At 70.6% G+C, this 19,463-nt stretch carries 19 protein-coding genes, 1 tRNA gene and 1 pseudogene; 3 read left to right on the top strand and 18 right to left on the bottom strand.

The window, feature by feature from the left end:
- Window positions 1-26: 26 nt before the first annotated feature.
- The 11 genes and pseudogenes from HD593_RS39765 to HD593_RS39720 all read right to left on the bottom strand — a co-directional run bounded on the left by HD593_RS39765 (window position 27) and on the right by HD593_RS39720 (window position 9,797).
- Entirely contained in the window at window positions 27-1,028 is a 1,002-nt protein-coding gene (locus HD593_RS39765; RefSeq protein ID WP_185107294.1) for an ABC transporter substrate-binding protein, read from the bottom strand.
- A complete protein-coding gene (locus tag HD593_RS39760) occupies window positions 1,025-2,041 on the bottom strand; it encodes an LLM class F420-dependent oxidoreductase (RefSeq protein WP_185107291.1) in 1,017 nt (338 codons plus the stop codon). Before HD593_RS39760 ends, HD593_RS39765 begins: the two co-directional genes overlap by 4 nt.
- A gap of 13 nt (window positions 2,042-2,054) precedes the next feature.
- Window positions 2,055-4,064: a YcaO-like family protein gene (locus tag HD593_RS39755; RefSeq protein WP_185107289.1), complete on the bottom strand. Its 2,010-nt coding sequence runs from the start codon at window positions 4,062-4,064 to the stop codon at window positions 2,055-2,057.
- A gap of 380 nt (window positions 4,065-4,444) precedes the next feature.
- The gene (locus HD593_RS39750) at window positions 4,445-5,017 is read right to left on the bottom strand and encodes a GNAT family N-acetyltransferase (RefSeq protein ID WP_185107287.1); all 573 of its coding nucleotides are present in this window, start codon (window positions 5,015-5,017) and stop codon (window positions 4,445-4,447) included.
- Window positions 5,018-5,021: 4 nt separating this feature from the next.
- Window positions 5,022-5,624: a superoxide dismutase gene (locus HD593_RS39745; RefSeq protein ID WP_185107285.1), complete on the bottom strand. Its 603-nt coding sequence runs from the start codon at window positions 5,622-5,624 to the stop codon at window positions 5,022-5,024.
- A gap of 139 nt (window positions 5,625-5,763) precedes the next feature.
- Window positions 5,764-6,111: pseudogene (locus HD593_RS65315) on the bottom strand (Fur family transcriptional regulator); the annotation flags it as partial.
- Window positions 6,108-7,328, bottom strand: coding sequence for an MFS transporter (locus HD593_RS39740; protein ID WP_312904046.1), 1,221 nt, complete (start codon window positions 7,326-7,328; stop codon window positions 6,108-6,110). The gene HD593_RS39740 and the pseudogene HD593_RS65315, both read right to left, overlap by 4 nt.
- A gap of 148 nt (window positions 7,329-7,476) precedes the next feature.
- Window positions 7,477-8,025, bottom strand: coding sequence for a peptide deformylase (def, locus tag HD593_RS39735; RefSeq protein WP_185107281.1), 549 nt, complete (start codon window positions 8,023-8,025; stop codon window positions 7,477-7,479).
- A 34-nt stretch (window positions 8,026-8,059) separates the two neighbouring features.
- Window positions 8,060-8,275 carry a hypothetical protein gene (locus HD593_RS39730; RefSeq protein WP_221525210.1) on the bottom strand — a complete coding sequence of 72 codons (216 nt, stop codon included), beginning with the start codon at window positions 8,273-8,275 and terminating at the stop codon, window positions 8,060-8,062.
- Between the two features lie 62 nt (window positions 8,276-8,337).
- Entirely contained in the window at window positions 8,338-8,694 is a 357-nt protein-coding gene (locus HD593_RS39725; protein ID WP_185107279.1) for a CGNR zinc finger domain-containing protein, read from the bottom strand.
- Between the two features lie 101 nt (window positions 8,695-8,795).
- Window positions 8,796-9,797 (bottom strand): energy-coupling factor ABC transporter permease, encoded by a 1,002-nt coding sequence (locus tag HD593_RS39720; protein ID WP_185107277.1) that lies wholly within the window; start codon window positions 9,795-9,797, stop codon window positions 8,796-8,798.
- A gap of 324 nt (window positions 9,798-10,121) precedes the next feature.
- Between HD593_RS39720 and HD593_RS39715 the strand changes: the two genes are divergently transcribed.
- Both HD593_RS39715 and HD593_RS63755 read left to right on the top strand, forming a co-directional pair.
- A complete protein-coding gene (locus tag HD593_RS39715; protein WP_185107275.1) occupies window positions 10,122-10,619 on the top strand; it encodes a hypothetical protein in 498 nt (165 codons plus the stop codon).
- Between the two features lie 215 nt (window positions 10,620-10,834).
- Entirely contained in the window at window positions 10,835-10,969 is a 135-nt protein-coding gene (locus HD593_RS63755; RefSeq protein WP_281402494.1) for a hypothetical protein, read from the top strand.
- Window positions 10,970-11,067: 98 nt separating this feature from the next.
- On the opposite strand, the gene HD593_RS39710 is transcribed toward HD593_RS63755, so the two are convergent.
- The 5 genes from HD593_RS39710 to HD593_RS39690 form a co-directional block, all read right to left on the bottom strand.
- On the bottom strand, window positions 11,068-11,595 hold the full coding sequence (locus HD593_RS39710) for a hypothetical protein (RefSeq protein ID WP_221525209.1): 528 nt from the start codon (window positions 11,593-11,595) through the stop codon (window positions 11,068-11,070).
- Between the two features lie 221 nt (window positions 11,596-11,816).
- A complete protein-coding gene (locus tag HD593_RS39705; RefSeq protein WP_185107271.1) occupies window positions 11,817-12,425 on the bottom strand; it encodes a DUF1775 domain-containing protein in 609 nt (202 codons plus the stop codon).
- Window positions 12,422-14,131 (bottom strand): copper resistance CopC/CopD family protein, encoded by a 1,710-nt coding sequence (locus tag HD593_RS39700; protein WP_185107269.1) that lies wholly within the window; start codon window positions 14,129-14,131, stop codon window positions 12,422-12,424. Before HD593_RS39700 ends, HD593_RS39705 begins: the two co-directional genes overlap by 4 nt.
- Window positions 14,128-14,880 (bottom strand): YcnI family copper-binding membrane protein, encoded by a 753-nt coding sequence (locus HD593_RS39695; protein WP_185107267.1) that lies wholly within the window; start codon window positions 14,878-14,880, stop codon window positions 14,128-14,130. The genes HD593_RS39700 and HD593_RS39695 overlap by 4 nt, the downstream gene beginning before the upstream one ends.
- 79 nt (window positions 14,881-14,959) lie before the next feature.
- Window positions 14,960-15,490 (bottom strand): hypothetical protein, encoded by a 531-nt coding sequence (locus HD593_RS39690; protein WP_185107265.1) that lies wholly within the window; start codon window positions 15,488-15,490, stop codon window positions 14,960-14,962.
- Window positions 15,491-15,802: 312 nt separating this feature from the next.
- On the opposite strand from HD593_RS39690, the gene HD593_RS39685 reads away from it, so the two are divergent.
- Window positions 15,803-17,374 carry a site-specific integrase gene (locus HD593_RS39685; RefSeq protein WP_221525208.1) on the top strand — a complete coding sequence of 524 codons (1,572 nt, stop codon included), beginning with the start codon at window positions 15,803-15,805 and terminating at the stop codon, window positions 17,372-17,374.
- Window positions 17,375-17,728: 354 nt separating this feature from the next.
- On the opposite strand, the gene HD593_RS39680 is transcribed toward HD593_RS39685, so the two are convergent.
- Both HD593_RS39680 and HD593_RS39675 read right to left on the bottom strand, forming a co-directional pair.
- Window positions 17,729-17,802: transfer RNA gene (locus tag HD593_RS39680), tRNA-Ile, on the bottom strand.
- 388 nt (window positions 17,803-18,190) lie between these two features.
- Window positions 18,191-19,381, bottom strand: coding sequence for a S1 family peptidase (locus HD593_RS39675; RefSeq protein WP_312904044.1), 1,191 nt, complete (start codon window positions 19,379-19,381; stop codon window positions 18,191-18,193).
- Between the last annotated feature and the right edge of the window lie 82 nt (window positions 19,382-19,463).

Genomic DNA, 19,463 nt, shown 5'->3' with positions numbered 1-19,463 from the left:
AGTTGCAGAAGATGGCGGCCGGCCGATCATTGAGTGAATGCGTCCGGATGCAGGAAGCGGGCGATGTCGACGATGGCCAGGATGTTGCGGTAGCCGGGATGCTGTGCCGCCGCAGGCACGGCCAGGAAGCGTTCGGCTTGGGCCGCTGGGCTGTTCTTGGCGATGGCGAAGGTGGCGGCGGCCTTGGCCTGGGCGGCGGGCATTTCCTGGCCGAGCAGCTCGGCGTAGTCGCTGACCAGGACCGCGTCCGGCTGGGTGCTGCTGATCTTCTCGGCGCTGACCTCGGTGTAGTCGGCTTTGATGTCGGCCAGCACGTTCACGCCGCCCGCCGCACTGATCATCTGGTTGGTCAGGCCGGCGCCGCCGTAGGCGTTGACCGGGCCGTCGCCACCGTCGGTGGCCAGCACCTTGACCGGGGTGCGGCTGCCGACGCGCTTGCGCACGTCGGCGAGCTTGGCCTGCAGCTCTCTGATCAGCTTGTCGGCGCGTTCGGGGACGCGGAAGATCGCGCCGAGATTGCGCAGGTCGGTGAAGGTGTCGTCAAGGGTGAACTGCAGGGTCTCCTCGGGGCTGCACCAGCCGCCCATGATGTAGACCGGGGCGCCGGCGGCGTTGAGCTCCTCCACGGTGGCCAGGCCGCCGGCGGCGTCGAAGCTGCTCATCGTGTTGTCCAGGACGAAGTCCGCGTTCTGGGAGAGCATGACCTCCTTCTGCGGCAGCATGATCGTCGGCGAGATCTCCGCGATCCTGTCGTACAGCGCCTTCTGCCCCGGCAGGAACGCACTTTCGGAGAAGTTGGTGCGTCCGGCGATCCGATCGTGCAGGCCAAGGGCAAGCAGGGTTTCCAGAGCCGGTTGGTAGCCGGTCACGACCCGGGCGGGCGCGCTGTCGAAGGTGAGCGTGCGCCCGCAGTTGGTGATCGTTACCGGGGCTGCTGCCAGAGGTGCGGGCGCCGCCTGCCGGACGGCCGGTGCCTGCGAGCAGGCGGTCAGTGTCAGGGTCGCCAGCAGGACGAACGCACGTCTCATGTCGCCACCGCCTCCAGCAACGTCTGGTCGCGGGTGATGAGCGCGAGCGTGCCGACCCGTGACTCCCTCCACCCCGCGAGCCGGTCGAGAATCCGCGGCAGCGGCCCGAGCAGGGCGACCTCGTCCAGGAGCGCGTCCGGCACGGCGGCGATCGCCTCGGCGCGGCGTCCTTCGCCGTGGTGGGCGCGGATCGTCTCGGCTTCGGCCTCGAATCCGATCTCGCGGGCCAGGTCGAAGTAGGTGTTGCGGACGCCGGGCAGGTTCGGGCCCAGGTAGGCGGCGTAGAGCGGGCGCAGCTCGTCGCGGGCCTTGTCGAGGTCGCGGGTGCGGACGGCGTGGGTGATGACGGTGATGTCCACGTCGCCGGGGTCCCGGCCGGCGTGCTTCAGCCCTTCGTCCAGCGGGGCCGTGATGATCTGCTCGCGTTCGGGGGAGTAGAAGCCGGGCAGCCAGCCATCGGCGATCTCGCCGGCGAGCCGGACCATGCCGGGCCCGATACCGGCCAGGTAGGTCGGGATCGTGGTGCGGACCGGATCGAGCAGGGCCTTGACCGGGCGGGCGCGGCCGGTGGAGCCGGGGCCGCGGTAGGGGAGCTGGTAGTACTCGCCCTCGTGGGTGACCCGCTCGTCCGCCCTGATCGCCTTGCGCAGGATCCCCACGTACTCGCGGGTGCGGGCCAGCGGTTTGCCGTACGGGACGCCGTGCCAGCCCTCCACGATCCACGGCACCGACACGCCCAGCCCGAGCAGCAACCGGCCCTCCGACAGGATGTCCAGGGTCAGCGCGGTCATCGCCGTGTTGGCCGGGGTGCGGCCGGCCAGCTGCAGGATGCCGGTGCCGAGCTTGATCCGCTCGGTCCTGGCCGCCAGGTAGGCCAGCACGCTGACGCCGTCGGCGCCGTACTCCTCCACGCTCCACACCGAGTCCACGCCGACCCGCTCGGCGTGCTCGACCAGCGGCAGGATCTCCGTCATCGGCTCCCCGTGGTAACCGAGGGCCAGTCCGATCCGCATATCGACGTGCTCCTTAGGCGAAGGGAAGGGGATCGAGGACCGGCTCGGTCGTGCCGAGCCGGGAGCCGCCGAGGAAGGGGAAGGCCGCCGGCGCGTTGCCGTACAGGCCGGGCGCCACCACCCGCACCACGCTCAAGCCGGTGGCGCGCACGTCGGGCGTGGTCAGGTCCACGCTGACCGCCCGCAGGCCGGCGTCCGACAGCCGGGCGAGGTAGCTGTCCGGGTCCACGGCCGTGGGCAGCGGACCGGGGACCGGATGGCGCAGCCGGTCCAGCAGCGGGCCCTGCATGCGGGGATCGAGGAAGAGCTGGAGGTTCAGCTCCAGGTCGGTCAGGTCGTGCCAGTCCGGGCGGAAGGCGTCGCGATAGGTCCGGTCGGCGCGGAACGGCCGGTAGGGGTGGTCGGAGGTACGCCATACAGGGGCGTTGGAGTCCAGCAGGCCCAGGCTCATCGTGTACGACACCACCGCCTCGGTGAACGCCTTGGCCGCTGCCGCCTCGGGATCGGAGCGGCAGGCGGTGCCGAAGGCGACGACCTGGCGGGCGCGATCCTCCAGGAAGGCGCCGGTGACCGGGACACCGAACGCCGAGGGAATCGCCAGGAAGGTCACCGCCAGGCCGCGGCGCACCGCCTCCCCGACCGGTCTGGTCAGATCGTGCGGGGTGAAGCGGGTGGCCTGTTCGCCGCGCAGCCACCACAGCGTGACCGCGTCGCGTTCGAACAGCTCCTCCATCGCCGATCGCTCGGCCCGTCGCTGGTTGGAGCCCGCCGCGATGCCCGCGTTGGCGTGCATGCTGGTGTGCGGCGGGCGGGTGTAGTTGAGGTAGACCAGCGGGGCAGGCACGAGCACGTCCTTGCCGCTCACCAGGTCACGGCCCGTCGCCCACTCGATCTCCAGGTCACGGGTCAGGGGGATGAACGGGAAGCCGGGCGCCGCGTACTGGTGCGGCGCGTACAGGGCGAGGTCCTGCGGATCGATCGCCTCGGCGTCCAGGTCGGCGTAGCGGGCACGGGGCAGGCCCGCGGGGACGGCGTTGCCGCAGTAGCGCTCCACCGCCTCGCCGATGGCCGCCTTCCTGGCCTGGTTCTTGTCGAAGGACGCGCCGCCGGCCACCCGGTCGGCCTTCCACGGCGCGAAGCGGTCCGTGGCCGAGACGTAGGCCCGGTAGACCACGCAGGAGTCGAGCGCGCTGCTCGCCCGTACCACCCGAGTGATCGGGCCGTACTCCGGGTCGACGAGCTGTTCGGGCGTGGTGGTCCACTCCCAGCCCGGCCGGGGGAGGGGCAGGACGGGGCGGCGGGTCAGCGAGGCGCCGACGACGACCTGGTGGCCCTCGCTCGGCAGCGGCCGTCCGGACAGGACCGCGAGCACGTCGTCGGCCAGCAACCCGGCCACCAGCCCGATCGACTCGTCGCCCGGCTCGCCCGTCAGAGCGGCGCCGCGATCGAGCTGCTCCCACAAGGTCAGCAGTTCGTCCGGCAGGCGGGCGGCGGCGAGCCGGCGGGAGCGGGTGTCGGCGTAGGCGGCGGTGCGGCCGGGGATGGTGCACGGCCCGACCCGGATCGCCAGCCCTTCGGTGTGGCAGCGATGCCACGGAAGGTCCGCGCAGAGCCGGTCGATGCGCTGCCATTCGGTGTCGGGCAGCTGATCGGCGCAGGCGACGACCATGTCCACGCCCTCGACGGAGTCCAGGGGGCCGCGTACCACCTTGACGTGCGGCTGCAGGAGGGCGGCGGCCAGGTCGGCGATGGGAGAGCTCCCGGTCACGTGGACGACGTGGCCGGTCAGCGGCGACGGCGGCTTTTCAGCGGTGAGGACGCCGCGTTGTTCCAGGGCCTGCAGCAGGTCGGCCAGGTCGTCGTCGATCGGTACGGTTCCCGCCAGGGCTTGGGGGAGGCGCCGCATCAGCGCGTCGGGGGTGAGGATGCGGGTCACCCGGCCGTCGGGCTCGTGGCAGCGCCAGACGCCGTCGGCGCCCGGATAGAGCTGGTGTCCGGGGGCGATGCGGAGCGGTCGGATCATCCGGCTGGCCTCCGGAGTCATGCGGGAAGAGGGCGGTAGGGGTGCGGGAGACCGGGATCCGGCCTCCCGCGGTCGATCACTTGTCGTCGTCCTCGTTCCAGGCGAACTCGGTGTCGACTGCCGGTGTGTGGGCCCTCACGCAGACGCTGAGGTCCTCGATCTCCTCGAATGCGACGTGTGCCATGGCCATCCTCCTCTGGATAGCTTGCAGAGTCCTTGCAATTGCGAGTCTTTCGCAATAAGCAACGGTAGGTCGCGACATGAGAGCGGTCAATGGCCAATCCACATGCGGGACGGCAGTCCAATCGCTTGCCGACCGCACGGATGTCGTGACCAAAAGTCGCATCGGTCAGCTCATCGTCCGTTCCGATCTCCTGCTGCTAGCTGCTCTCACCAAGCCTGGACGGCGGCTGCTTGAGCATGATCAACCTGACGTCGTCCTCCGCGTTCAGCAGCGCGGCCACCCGCCATCCTCTGCGGCGGTACAGTCCGAGCGCCGCGCCGGCCCGCGGGTGCGTGGAGAGCCACCACGACGTGCCCGGGGAGGCGGACAACAACGCGTCGTGCAGGCGCACTCCGAGACCGTGCCCCTGCATGGACGGTGAAACCGCCAGCTCCCGCAGCGTGATGTCCCCACGTGGCAGCCGGGAGGCCAGCAGTGCGAGCCGGGAACACCGCACACCGTAGGCGAAGCCATGGACCTGGTCATCGTGAAAGGCGACGGCCAGGGCGAATCCCGGTCTGAGCGTGTCGGCGGCGAGCCGTTCGGCGACCGCGTAGGCGGACTGCCGCGGCTCGGCCCATGGAGGGCGGGTGAAGACCTGAGCGGCCACCTCTGCCACGGCGACCAATAAGCCGTCCACCTCGTTCACCGGGACGATGCGAATCTCGAAGGTGGCGGCGCCCGCCTGGCCCCGCGGACCAAGCTCGGACCAGGCGGGCGTCGCCGGCATCAGGCTAGGCGCCGCGGGCGGCGTCGTAGCGGGCGATCACGTCGTTCCAGTTGATCAGGCCCCACAGCTTCTCCACGTAGTCCGGGCGGACGTTGCGGTACTGCAGGTAGTACGCGTGCTCCCAGGCGTCGAACACCAGCAGCGGGGTGGTGTTCATGCCGACGTTGCCGTGGTGGTCGTAGACCTGCTCGACCACGAGCCGCCGGCCCAGCGGCTCCCACGCCAGCACGCCCCAGCCGGACCCCTGCACGGTGGCGGTGGCGGTGGTGAGCTGCTTCTGGAAGGCGTCGAACGAGCCGAAGTGCTCGGTGATCGCCTCGCCCAGCTCGCCGTCGGGGCGGTCGCCGCCGTCGGGGGAGAGGTTCTGCCAGAAGATCGTGTGCAGGACGTGGCCGGACAGGTTGAACGCGTACGTCTTCTCCAGCCCGACCAATCCGCCGAACTCACCCTTGTCGCGGGCCTCGGCCAGCCGCTCCAGGGTGTCGTTGGCGCCCTTGACGTAGGCGGCGTGGTGCTTGGCGTGGTGCAGCTCCAGGATCTCGCCGGTGATCGCGGGCTCCAGCGCCGCGTAGTCGTAGGGCATGTCGGGAAGGGTGTACTGACCCATGACGTCTATCCTCCAAAGCTCCTACTTGCATACTTCTCGCAATAACCATAGTCCCGCAACTAACTCCGTCGCGGGAGACCTGCCGACAACGTCGGCAGCGGCCCCGCAGGAGCTGGCCGGTTGGCTCCATCTCGAAGCCGCAACGCGCCATGACCAGGTCCGCCGCGGGATCCAGCCCGTCAGCGGGCACTTCGACCAGCAGCCCGCAAACCTCGCAGATCAGGTGATGGTGGGGGCTGATGGCCAGCCCGAACAGCGTCTCCCCGCCGTGCTCGATGCTGTGCAGCACGCCGCGTGCGCTCATCGTCGTCACGTTCCGGTAGACGGTGGAGACGTTCACCATCGGGTACGCATCGGTCACCAGCCGATGCAGGTGCAGGACGCTGAGATGGGTGTTCATCTTGTCCAGGATGCTCAGGATGGTCAGCCTCGGGATCGTCCGGCGCAGGCCGGCACCAAGCAGGGTGTCGTCGAAGTCGTCTTTCACGGGCGGCCCGCCCGTATGGTCCGGGTCCTTACGGCGAAGACCACGGCGAGGACGGCCAGACCGGCCCCGGCGATCCACAGCGGCGCCCGCAGCCCGGCGACGGTCGCGAGCGCCCCACCCGCCAGCGCGCCCAGCGGAGCGGCCGCCATGGACAAGGTCCGGCTGGCGCTGTTGACCCGGCCGAGCAGCTCGGGCGGCACCTCACGCTGGCGCAAGGTCACCGACAACACATTCCACACCGCGAACCCGGCCCCCGTTCCTCCCCATGCCAGCGCGCCCGTCACCGGATGCGGCCAGGCCGCCAGCGCGAGATCGACGGCCGCGCACCCGGCCAGCGCCGCCACCTGCAGCCACCGGCGATCGAAACGCCGCACCAGCGCCGGCGTCACCATCGCGCCGGCCACGCCACCCACGGCTCCGGCCGCCAGCATGACGCCGTACCCGCCCTCCGACATCCGCATCGGCCCCACGGCCAGCAGCACCAGCGTCGACTCCCAGGCCAGCGTCACGAAGTTCATCACGCAACCGGCCAGCACCACCGTCCGCACGAGATGGGGCCGCAGCAACCAGCGCAACCCCTCCGCCGCCTCGCGCGCGACCGCCCGCCGGGCAGGTGTCACCGGCCTGACCGTCCGGATGCCGGCGAGCAGCGCGGCGGCCAGCCCGAGCGCCACCGCGTTCAGCCCGAACGGCAAGGTCATCGCGGCGGCGAACAACACCCCGCCCGCCGCCGGCCCCACCAGGTCCTGCCCCACCCGCTCGGCCGTCACCAGCCCGCTGTTGGCGGACTCCAGCCGGGCGTCCGGCACGATCTTCGGGATGAGGGACTGGGCCGCGTTGTCGTAGACCGCCTCGCCGATCCCCAGCAGGAACGCGACCGCGTACAGCAACACGATCGACCGGACATCGGCCAGCAGCGCCAGCACCAGCCCGCCGAGCAGGACCGCCCGCACCAGGTTCGCCACCGTCATGAACACCTCGGGCCGGCCCCGATCGACCAGCGCGCCGACCGGCAGCCCGAACAGCACCCACGGCAGGTACGCGCACGCCGTCAACCCGCCCACCAATGCAGGATCGCGCGTCAGCACGGCCGCCAGCAGCGGCAGAGCCACAAGCCGGACCCCGTCCCCGACGTTGGACAGGGCGGCAGCGGCCACGACCCGCTGATACGGTGCTCGGCCCGCGGGCGCGACGACGGGCGTCGCGATGAGAACCACCTCCCCGAGATGGCTCGCCGCATGTGAGCCCGAGCCTGCCGCCGTCGTCTCCGTCAAGCCCGAGAATGCTGCACATTTATCGCTATTGCAACATAGCCGCAATAATCTGATCCGCTGGCCAGGTGGTCCTCTGCCGCCATGGCGCCGCTCAACGCCTCCAACCAGCGTCCCAGCCTGTCGCGACTGGTGAATCCGCGGCGGCTTCCCCGGGGCAAGCGGAGGCGTTCTGGCGTTGGGCGTGTTCGTCGAGCACCACGCGGCGGGCCGCGGCCGACAGGCGGTCGATGTAGAGGAGCCCGTCGAGGTGGTCGGTCTCGTGTTGCAGGCAGCGGGCCAGGAGCCCGGTCCCGTGCACGGTGACCGGCGCGCCCGTCATGTCGAAGCCCTCGCAGACGGCACGGCAGGGGCGAGCGAGCGGGGCGGAGCAGCCGGGAATCGACAGGCAGCCTTCCTTGCCGTCGTCGAGCCGGCGCTCCTCCCCCGTGGGAAGACGCAGGACCGGGTTGATCATGACGCCTTTCTGGACCGCGTCGTTCTCGTCGGGGCAGTCGTAGACGAAGACGCGCCGGCCGACGCCGCTCTGGTTGGCGGCCAAGCCGACGCCGCGGGCGGCGTACATGCTGGCGAACATGGTCTCCACCAGCCGGGCCAGGTCGTCGTCGAAGCGTTCGACGGGACGGCAGGGCTGGTGCAGCACCGGCGTTCCACCAGGGTGATGGGAAGGATGTCGGTCACGGGTGGCTCCGTCGTTCGGGGTTGAGCGAGGCCGCGGTCAGCGGCGCCGATGGATCGGCCGCCAGGGCGAGCGAGGACGGTGGCGTGTCTGCGGCGATGAGGAGATCTCCGACGGCCGCGATCATCGCTCCGTTGTCGGTGCACAACCGTGGCGTCGGGATGCGTAGGGTGATGCCCGCGGCGGCGCACCGCTCGGCCGCGACCTGTCGCACCCGGGCCTGGCCGTCAGGAACATGCGGCGCCCTCGAAGTGCGCGTTGGCTTCTGAGGCCAGGTCAGGCGCGGCGGCGGGCGTGGTAGGCGGCGACGTGCGTGCGGTTGCCGCGGGTTCGGCCATCGCAGTAGACGCGGGAGCGGTTGCGGGACTCGTCCACGAAGCCCCTGTTGCAGTCGGAGGCCGAGCAGGTGCTCAGGCGTTTCGCCTCCCCCTGCGCCAGCAGGTGCAGGGGGTGACCGTCGTGCTCGGTCAGCCGGGCGGTGACGCGGGTCTGCGACAGCATGGCGTTCACGGTGCGGACCGCGGTGGCTTGGTCGGGAGCGGTGAAGACCCGGTGGAAGGCGTCGTGAACCCTTCTGATCTGGCCCAGATCGCGGGGTACGAGCGCGTGCACCATGTCATGGCCGAGCCGCATGTGCAGTCCCGTCCGCGCCCGCTGCCAGTCTGGCCGCAGCGTATCTGCACAACGGCTTGGCCGCGGTTGCCGCGGGACAAGGGATGGCTGCCCGGTTGGTGTCACACCTTGGTGGCGTTCCGGCTGCGGGCGGCGAAGGCCACGGCGCCGGCGATGAGCAACACCAGACCGACGCCGATGATCCCGGCCACGCCGACGGGGATCCCGCCCACCTCACCGTAGTCGGCCAGCGCCCACTCCCCGAACAGGTGGTCGGCCGCCTGGTCGATGAAGCCCTTGTTCTCGGCCACCGCCTCCAGCCCGTCGGGCGAGGAGGAGGCGAAGAAGGAGACGAGCCCGGCCAGCACCAGCGTCACGCCGACGCCGCCGAGCAGGAACGGCTTGAGCGCGCCGCCGGTGGCCACCGGCCGCTCCTCGCCGGCGACCGTGGTCGTGCCCTCGGCGCCGCGCAGTTCCAGCGGCTTGGCCAGGCCGCGGGCGCCGTACACGAGGTCGGGCCGGACGGCCAGGACGGCGCCGACGGTCACCGCGGTGATCAGACCCTCGCCGATGCCGATCAGCAGGTGCACGCCGCCCATCGCGGCCGCCACCGTGCCGACCTCGATCGGCGCGGTGCCGCCGATCCAGAACAGCAGCGTGAACACCAGCGCGGAGGCCGGCACCGAGATCAGCGCGGCCAGGAACGCCGCCACCACGACCTTCCCCCTGGCCATGGTCGTGACCAGCCGGAAGACGCCCCAGCCGGCGAGCACCGTGACGATGCCCATGATCGTGATGTTGATGCCGAGCGCCGTCAGCCCGCCGTCGGCGAAGAACACGCCCTGCACCAGCAGGACCACGGCCATGCACAGTACCCCTGTGTAGGGCCCGACGAGTATCGCGGCCAGCGCGCCGCCCAGCAGGTGGCCGCTGGTTCCGGCGGCGACGGGGAAGTTGAGCATCTGCACGGCGAAGATGAACGCGGCGACGAGCCCGGCCATGGGCGCGGTGCGGTCGTCGAGCTCGCGCCGGGCCCCGCGCAGGCAGACCGCGACGCCGGCGGCCGCGACGACGCCGGCCGAGATGGATGTCACTGCGTTGAAGAAGCCATCGGGTACGTGCATGGCAGGCCTCCGTGCGGAGAGAACGCTGAAGCGCTCTCACTGTAGGCCAACGTCTCTCACTTGCACATATGTGGCACCTAACGAATGCGCTGCTCAGCCAGGTCCTCGATCGTCAGGGAACCCATAGATGCACAGTCACCGCAGTTGCGATATGAGTGCAGTAAGCTTCAGGATCTCGAACATCTGCCGTGGCGGCGGCTGGCGAAGCTCTGGCAGGAGGGCTCGCGTCGTGCGTGCTGCCCCGTATCGGGGGCAGACCTACGCCATCATGTTGCCCCTGCGTTCGAGTTGCAGTTGCTCATATCGACAAGGACGGGCTTGCCGGTGACTGATCAGATCGACGCTGGACTTGCGCCGGTCTCGGTGGAGACTCTTATGCTTCGAGCCGCAGCCGACGGGCGCTGGTCTTACCGGCGGCTCACCGCAGCGCTCGGCCGGGGCGAGAGCCCCGATGAAGTCGCGCGCCGGCTGGCCGGACTGTCCGTGAACGAGCCGTCCACCGTCGTCCACTCGACGAGTTGGCGTCACCGGCCGGAGGGGCAGATCGTGCTGACCTACGCCGTATGCCCCGACCCGGAGCCTCACCTGCCGGCCGAGGAACTGCCCGTCCTGCACATAGCCCAAGGCAGTGCCCCGGCAGCGCCCGCGCCGGAGCGCATCGACACCACGAACGTGGCCAGTCACGCCGTTCGCCACCTGGCGTTCCTGATGGCCACGGACGCTGTGGTGCGTCGCGCCTTGCTGAACCATCCGCTCATTGCCAGGACTCTGGAAGGGCTCGCCCCGCTGACCATGGCGCGGCTGGAAGACATCCCAGCGTAAAGCTCCGGGTCCCGAAGTCGGAGACGGCGGCCATGAGCGCGAGCACGGCCCGACCGCGCGCGCCCTCTCCTGCAAGGCAAACGTCCCATTCCTCAACCGGCTGCTTACCGATGTCCGGGAAACCGAGACCGTTTATACGGCGGGGTGTAAGGAGCCATCCGCAGGGGTGGTCATAACCGAAGTCTGGGTGACACCACGTCGAGGAAAGAAGGTAGATGTCCGAAACTCTCACTCCGGTCACCACCGAGCTCGACCGTGATCCACGGCTGCTGCCGGCCAGGCTGTTCGCGCTCTCACCAGCCCAGCAGGCCGGGCTGTCTCGGATGAGGCTGGAGCGCACCAAGGGCTGATCGTCATGAGTGCCGGCCCGCGCTTGGCGCAAGCGCCAGGTGCGGGCCGGCACATGCCGGACGCTATCCGTGACGTCTGCGGGGACACGCGTGACGCGTCAGCGGGCCTTCCGCGAAAGACCGTGGTGCCCGATGGCGATCGGGGGGCGCCCTTCGCGATCGCCATCGGCCGTCCGAAAGTGATCAGGGGATGGTGATTTCGCAGTCGGTACGGGTCTCCAGGTCGCTCGCGCACTTGGCCTGGCCGGGAAGGTCGGCCCGCCGTCGCCGCTGTCGGCGAGGCCGGAACCGCCGCGGAGCGTGTCGTTGCCGTTGCCGCCGTAGATGAGGTCGGCGCCCTCCTCGCCGTACAGAGTGTCGTTGGCTATCCAGCCGTCGAGGAGGTCGCCGCCGCTTCCCCCGTACACGGTGTCGTTGTTGTCGAGGAGGAAGCCGACCGCGCCGGTCGAACCGTAGAAGACCGCCTGTCTGTCGTCGAAGCAGACGATCCCGTCGCCGCCGGTATCGGTGAGCTGGTCGTTGCGCTCATGCAGGGCGATCACGTCGTTGCCGGGGGTGTCGGACAGGATGCCCGGGCCGGCGGTGCCGACGATGGTGGCGGTGTAGCCCTGACAGGCGACGGCCATGCTCTGCGATGTCGCCGCCCCGCCGGGAGCGCGGCCACCATGGGGCGGGCGAGCAGGGCTGTCCCCGCCAGGAGGTGTCGGAGTTGCCTCACACGTTCCTTTCTTGTAGATCTTGGATCGTGTGAGGCGGTGGGTCATTCGGCGACGATCTGCTCAGGGATGACCATGACATTCCGGGGCCCGAGGCCCGGCATGCGGTCGTTTGCACCACCGCATGCCCACTATGGGTGGCGGAGGCGCCGGCGGGTCAGGTGAGCGGTCAGGGCTGCCAGGGCGGTGAAGGCGCCCAGAGCCACGGCCACCTGAACGTCGCCGGCGCCGTCCGCGCCCACGGCCGGGGGCGGGGCCGGGCTGAGGCCCGGGTCCAGGACGGCGGCGGTGGCGATCAGCCGGGGTGCGGGCTCCTTGGACGCGTCTTCGGCGCCGATCCATTCATACCCCTTGCCGCCGGTGCACCGCTGTGTGGCCGGGAAGAGCAGCGGCTCGCCGGCCTTGCCCGACAGGCGGGCCTTCACGGTGAAGGCCGCCTTGGTGCCGTCGGCGATCCCCGGGCCGGTCCACTCGACCGTGTTCCCCTTCACCGTGCTGCGCCAGCCGTCCGGCTGACCGGCCGACAGCAGCGAGGAGCCGGCCGGTATCCGGACGACGAGTGCCTCGGTCGGCGCGCCGTCACATCCGTGGTCGAAGGAGAAGGTGAGCGTGACCGACCCGTCGCCGTTGGGCTGCGCGGACTCCAGCAGCACGTGGGCCAGCGCAGGGGCGGCCGGGAGCAGCACCAGCACGGCCGCCGCCAGCGCCACCCCGGCGGCCCGGACGACACCGGATCTCACGGGATCACCACCTCCTGGGAGACGACCGGGCTCTCGAACTCCGACAGCCGCACGACCAGCGTCACCGTCCACGTCCCGTCCAGCGGGAAGTCGACCGCCGCCTCGTAGGTGCCCTTGCCCGTCGTGGACAGCGGCTTCTTGAACGGCCCCAGCTCGTAGGCGGGCAGCCGTACCGACAACTGCGGCGTCTCGTGCGGCACCAGCGGCACGCCCTTGCTGTCCACCAGGGACAGCTGGAGCGCGTTGACCCCTCGCCTGCCTGGACTGATCACCATGGTGGCCTTGCCGTCACCGACGGCCGCGGTGAGCGTCTTGGGCCCGGCAGCGGAGGCGGACGCCGCGGCGCCGGAGGAGGGCGCCGCGGGCGCGGCGGCGGGCTCCTCGCGCGGCGTCTGCGAGACCAGCACGCCGGTGACGGCCACCACCACGGCCAGCCCGGCCGCCTCGAACCCGACGGTGCGGCGCAGCGCGGCCAGGGTGACCTCGCGGCGCGTGCCGGAAAGGACGGAGGGGACGAACCGGTACCGGTTCCAGGCGGCGACGCCGACGACGGCGAGCACCAGCACGAGCTTGACCAGGACGAGCCGGCCGTAGCCGGTCGTCCACAGACCGTCCACGCTGTCGGCGATCCGCCACCACAGCAGGACCGCGCTCGCGCCGAGCCCGGCCACCAGCCACAGCGCCGCGGCCGAGAAGCGGCCGACCGCCGAGGCGACCTCGGCCACCCGGTGGTGGCGGTCGGGGACGAACAGCAGGCACAGCCCGAGCAGCCCGCCGAACCACAGCGACGCGGTGGCCAGGTGCAGCAGGTCGGCGGCGAGCACCAGCCCGCCCGGCCCGTACACCCTGGTGTGGCCCACCACGGCGAGAGAGCCCAGCGCCAGCGCCGTCCCGGCCGCGGCGGCGACCGGCAGTTCGCGGCGCACCGCGACCAGGGCGATCACGACGCCTGCGGCCAGCAGCGCCGCGGCGGCCGCGGGCGCCGCCGACAGCGCCGCGGGCCACAGCGCGGCGGAGAACAGGTCGCCGACGCCCGCGCCGTCCTGCCAGAGCTTGACCAGCGGGACCAGGGCCGCGGCGCCGAGCACCGCCGCCGCGGCCAGCGCGTCGCGGGTGCGCCCGACCCTCCGGGCGAACGCCGCGGACCTGCGCACGCTCGGCTCGGCGATGAACAGGCCGAAGGCGGTCAGGCCCGCGAACCCGAGCACGCCCCCGTACCGCAGCACCTCGGCGCCGATCCGGAGCACGTTCACCTCGCGGACGGCGACCTGGTCGGGAACGGCGACGGAGCTTGCGCTCGGCTTGCCGATGGAGAAGCTGATCCCACCGCTGACCGGGTGGGTGTCGGCGGAGATGACCCGCCAGCTGACGATGTAGGTGCCCTCGGCGAGGGTTGAGGCCGGGGTGTAGACGACGGTGTCGTTCACCGAGCGGATGTCGGCGGGGACGGGGCGGCCGGCCGAGTCGAACAGTTGGTTTCCCTTCGGAGCGAGGGTGATCGCCTCGTTGAAGGTGGCTGTGACGGTGCGCGGCGCCTGCGCGAGGACCTGGCCGTCCTTGGGGTCGGTGTACTTCAGCACGGCGTGGGCGTCGGCCGTACCCGGAAGGAGTAGGACCAGGAGGGCGGCCAGGAGCAGGACGGTCCCGGTGGGGACGGCGGCCGGCCGCCCCCACCGAGACGTCCAACGGTGGACCGGACGGGTCAAGAGGTCTTCCTGCCGCGCACCAGTGCGGTCACGCCCGCGGCCGCGCCGATCGCGCCCAGCACCAGGCCGGCCCAGCCGACGACGCCCGGCTCGCCCGAGCCGGCGGGCGCGGCCGAGCCGGCGGCCGCAGGCGCCGCCGCTGGGGCGGCCGACATCGCGGTCTCAGCCGGCGTGGCCGAGGCCTTCGCGCCCTCCGCCTCGGCGGCGGTCAGCACGATGAACGGGGCAGGGTGCTCCGGCTCCTCCGCACCGTCGGCGGCGACCTCGGTCCAGGGCGTCTCGCCCTTCTCACACTTCTGGACCGCCGGGAAGACGAGCTTGGCACCTTCCTTCTCCGGGAGCTTCAGCGACAGCTCGAACGTGTCGCGCAGGGCATCGGGCAGCGGGGTCTTGGCGGTGTAGACGATCTGGTCGACCCGCTCGGTGTACTGGCCGCCATGGCCGTCGTCGACCGGGGTGGCGAGCTTCTCCATCTTCTTCTCGACCTCCCAGCCCGGGTTGACCGTCGGCGTGACCGCGACGATCTCCTCGGGCATCGCGATGGCGACCGAGGTGGTGGCCGACCCGTCACAGCCGTGCGGGACGGAGAAGGTCAGCACGGTGTAACTGCCGGCCGCGGTGGTCGAGGGCGTGACGGTGACGTGCGCTGACGCCGCGCTCGCGCCGAGCAGGACCAGCCCGAGGGCGGCCGTGCCAACGGCGAGGGTGCGAGCGGCAGTGCGCAGGGTCGTACGAAGGGCAGAGCTCATGGGGGGTTTCTCCTCTGTACGGATCACGACCGTACTGTTCGGTCCGGGGGAAACGGGGCCTGATGTCCCCGTGGTGCCTTCAGATCCGGGCGAGGAGGGGTGGGGCGCGTGTTCCGACCGGCCCGCCGCACAGCCGAGTCAGCGTGAGAACAGCGCGGAAGGCGACCGGGACCACGCGCAGGACCCGCGGCGGGAGATCGCGGACACGGACAGCGCAGTACCGGGCGCCGAGCAGGGAGAGCAGGCCCCACCACATCCGCTCGCCGTGCTCCAGCAGCAGCGCGGTGAGCACGGTGGCCGCAGCATGCGTCAGGACCATCGGCGACGAGACGTCGCCGGCGCCGTAATGGACGGGGCCCGTCAGGTAGACGCTGAGACCGTGGATGCCGAACTGGGCGGCACCGAGCAAGAACAGCAGCTCCCACCGGGTGACCCTGCGGCCCGCCAGCGCGTAGGCGACGCCCCAGGCCACCAGGACCACGGGAAGCAGGGCCAGCAGGGGCGGAATCGTCCCGTGGTTGGCGCGGTGGGCGGCGACCGCGATCACGGTAGTGCCGAATGCCACCAGGGCCGAGCGCAGGCCGCGCCTCGTCCGTCCCGGGGGCTTCATGGCCGGAGCCTAGCAACGGCTCCGCCCGGCCGCCTCAAAACTGCAGCCATTCGCCTGTTCCGTTGCGAGGCGCTGATTTGCCCAAGTCTTGGTTCGTCGCGATGTCCTAACTTCTGCCTTCGAGCCGGTATTTACAGGGTGACAGGAACAAAGGTGGCGTCATGCCGACGGGCGGTAGTCGTGACCAGCGGATATCGCTTGACGGGTGCCATGAAGGTGGGCGTCGATGGCCGCCCGTCCTGCCGATGGCCCGTCTGGGGCGTCGTGCGGGCGGCGGACAGAAACGACAGCGCTCGACGAGAAAGGCCAGCCATGACGATGAACGGCACCATCTACAAGACCTGTTCCTGCCGGGATGAGGCGAGCGGGAAGAAGCTCGGCAAGAGCTGCCCGAAGCTCCGCAGCTCCGGGGGCAAGGGGGAGCGGTGGAGCCTCACGCACGGTAGGTGGGCCTACCAGCTCGAGCTGCCCGCGCACGCGGACGGGCGGCGACGCAACCCGCTGCGCCGCCAGGGCTTCACCGCTGTCGAGGAGGTGGAGGCCGAGCTGGAGCACGCCTGCGCGCTGCTGGCGCTGGATGAGGACTTGCACGTGCGCCGCAAGATCACCGAGCTGATGCTGGCCGTCCTGAAGGACACCAAGACCCTCCCGCCGGTGGAGGAGGTGCGGCGTAAGGTCCGCACCCATCAGGATCTGAACCCGACGGTGACGGTCGCAGAATGGATGGCCGAGTTCCTGCGCCGCAAGCGGAAGATCGACCAGACCACCCGCCGCTCGTACGAGGCGCACATCCGGCTGTACTTCACCCCCTACCTGGGTGACATCCGGCTGGACCGGTTGCGGGTGTCCGACATCGCGGGCATGTTTGACGCGATCGAGGAGTTCAACGATGTCATCGTCACTGCTCGCGCCAGTGACAATCCGGACGAGCGGGCGAAGGTGCGGTACCGGCGGCCAGTCGGACCGAGCACCATGCACCGCATCCGCGCGACCCTGCGGCACGCGCTGAACATCGCGATCAAGCAGGACCGGCTGATCGACTTCAACCCCGCCGCGGTGGTCGAACTGCCCGATGCGGACAAGCCGAAGGCGCTGGTGTGGACCGACGAGCGCGTCACTGCCTGGACCCAGGATCTGCATCGACGACTTGCCGCCGAACAGCAGCGACGCGGCCGGGTCAACCCGATCAACGTCTACATCTCCACCCCGCGGCCCTCACCCGTGATGGTGTGGACCCCGGCGCACACCTCGACCTTCCTCGCCCAGGCGGCCGGCCATCGGCTGGCGGTGTTGTACCGGCTGATCGCGCTGCGCGGGCTGCGCCGGGGTGAGGCGGTCGGGCTGCGGTGGAAGGACGTCGACCTGAACGCGGGGACGGCCGGGGTGCACTGGCAGATCACCCAGCTGGGCTGGGAAACCATCCAGGGCAAGCCCAAGACCGAGGCCAGCGACCGCACCATCGCCCTGGACGCCGACACCGTCACCGCTCTGCGCGGCCACCGCAAGGCGCAGGCCGCCGAGCGGCTGGCCGCAGGGGAGACCTGGGTGGACAGCGGGTTCATCTTCACCGACGAAATCGGCCGCCCGCTGCATCCGCAGCACGTCAGCGACCAGTCCTACCTGCTGTCCTACGAGGCGGGCCTGCCACCGGTCCGGCTTCACGACCTCCGGCACGGGGCAGCCTCCCTGATGCTGGCCGCCGGAGTGGACCTGAAGATCGTGCAAGAGACGCTCGGGCACGTCTCATCCACCTTCACCCGCGACACCTACACCAGCGTCTACCCGGAGGTGGCCCGCGCGGCCGCCGAGTCCACCGCCGCCCTCGTCAGCGCCGTGCCGGACACCGGTCACGCTCGCTTGATCACTTTGCCTGCTCGCGTCTGAGTACCGGTAGTCCACATGGGGCCCGCAGTGGGAGCTGCGGGCCTCGCCTTTGGGCCGAAAGACCAGCGGACCAAAAGTCTGCTCGGCCCCGAGGCGAAGGCGGGGGGAACATGCTGAGGAACCAATAGATGACCCCGCTCTGCCGTGGCTTGACCGAGTGGGCGGTACGGGTGTTCAGCTTTGATCTTCTCTTGATGGTCGCTGGGGTCTGTCGTGACGATGGCGGTCTTAACGATCTACCGCGTCACGCAACCCGCACCGGCGAGCAACCACCGAGCAACCAACCATGATCAAAAACGAGATCCGAGGCTGGCGAAATCCGAGAAACCCCAGGTCGAACGCGGTATTGGTGAGTAGGGCGGGTGGGACTTGAACCCACGACCCACGGATTATGAGTCCGATGCTCTGACCGGCTGAGCTACCGCCCCTGGATGAAGTTGTGCGACGCACGGCAGGCAACGAGAGGATCATGCCGAGCCCCGCGCAAGCTAAGGCTAGAGCATCGGACCCGGTCGTGGTGCCCGGCCGTACGGGGAGAGTTCTCCGCCGACATCATTCCATGCCTGCCGGTGTTGTTGGAGCCCAAGCCGATCATATTCGTGCCGCGTTCCGGACGCGCGCGTCCGAGAGAAGAAGGCGGCGGCGAGTGCGGGCGCTCTGGGGAGAGCGCCCGCACTCGCCGCCGGCCAGGGCCAGGATCGTCCGGCCGTCCTACGGACAGTTCCAGGCCGAGCATGTTCTACGGATGGACGGACGGTAGGTCACGGCCGAGCACGTCCTGCAGACTGTCCCGGTTCGGGATCGGGCGGCGCGCCCTCATGGCCGGTTCAGGCCGAGCGTGTACGCGCCCGCCCCGCTGTAAGCATGCACCCGATACCGGTAATAGCCGGCGCTACCGCTGTAGCTGATGCTCTCATCAGGATTCGGGCTGTCCCCCCGCGCCACCACGGTCCACGACGTCCCGTTCCACCTCTGCAGGTAGATGTCGAAGTCCACCCCGCTGGGCCCGTCGAGGCAGGCCGCGTGGGTCCCGGATACCGTCGCCTGGTAGTAGGAGCCGTTCGGCTGGTACGCGCTCTGGTTCGAGGTCAGCGACCCGCTGTACGTCTCCTCGTACCCCTGGCAGCCCGTCGGCGGCGGGTCGGTGCCGCCGGACGTGACGAGGGTGAGGCCGCCGGCGGAGAGGATCTCGCCGAGGGGCTGGAAGTAGGTGGTGCCGCCGACCGAGCAGTTGCCGGAGCCGCCGGAGGTCATGCCCTGGGCCTGGTCGCCGGAGATGAACGATCCACCGGAGTCGCCGCCTTCTGCGCACACGTTGGTGCGGGTCAGGCCCGACACCGTGCCTTCGGGGTAGTTGACGGTGGAGTTCAGGGCCTGGACGGTGCCGCAGTGCCACTGGGTGGTGGAGCCGGAGCGGCAGACGGAGCCCTGGGGCTGGGTGACGGCCGCGCCGCGGACGGGGAGGATGCCGGCGCTGTAGCCGTTGACCACGCCGGGCGCGGTCCAGTTGCTGTTCGTGGCGACCCACGCGTAGTCGTTGCCGGGGAACGACGAGATCTGGAACGTGCCCTGCGCCACCCGGTTGTAGCCGGTGGTGGTGACGCCGGTGCCGCCGCAGTGGCCGGCGGTGGTGAAGCCGAGCTGGGTGCCGCGCCTGGCGGCGAAGCCGATGGAGCAGCGGTAGCCCTCGGAGGTGTAGTACGCGTCGCCGCCGCGGATGTCGTAGAACAGGCGCGGGCGTTCGGCCGAGGCCTCGAACGTCACGGCGGCGGCGTCGGCGATGCCGCTGGTGGCGACCCAGGAGCGGGCGGCCTGCTCGTCGCTGGTGAGGACGACGACGGAGTTGCTCTGCGGGGAGACGGCCCAGCTGTGCACGGAGGCCGGTGGCGCCGTGCGGTCGAGGCCCTCCTTGACCGAGGAGAGCTGGGCGAGCGAGCGCGGGACGACCCGGGCTCTGGCTCCGGCGCGGGTGATCGCGGCCGTGTCGGCGGCGGAGGTGCTGGCCACGACGAGCGCGCTTTCGGCGCCCTCGTACCAGATTCCGGCATAGCGGTCGCCGAGCGTCTTGCTCAGGCCGGAGCCGTCAAGA

The organism is Nonomuraea rubra (assembly GCF_014207985.1).
GTDB lineage: Bacteria > Actinomycetota > Actinomycetes > Streptosporangiales > Streptosporangiaceae > Nonomuraea > Nonomuraea rubra.
This window is presented reverse-complemented; position numbering and strand designations above follow the sequence as displayed.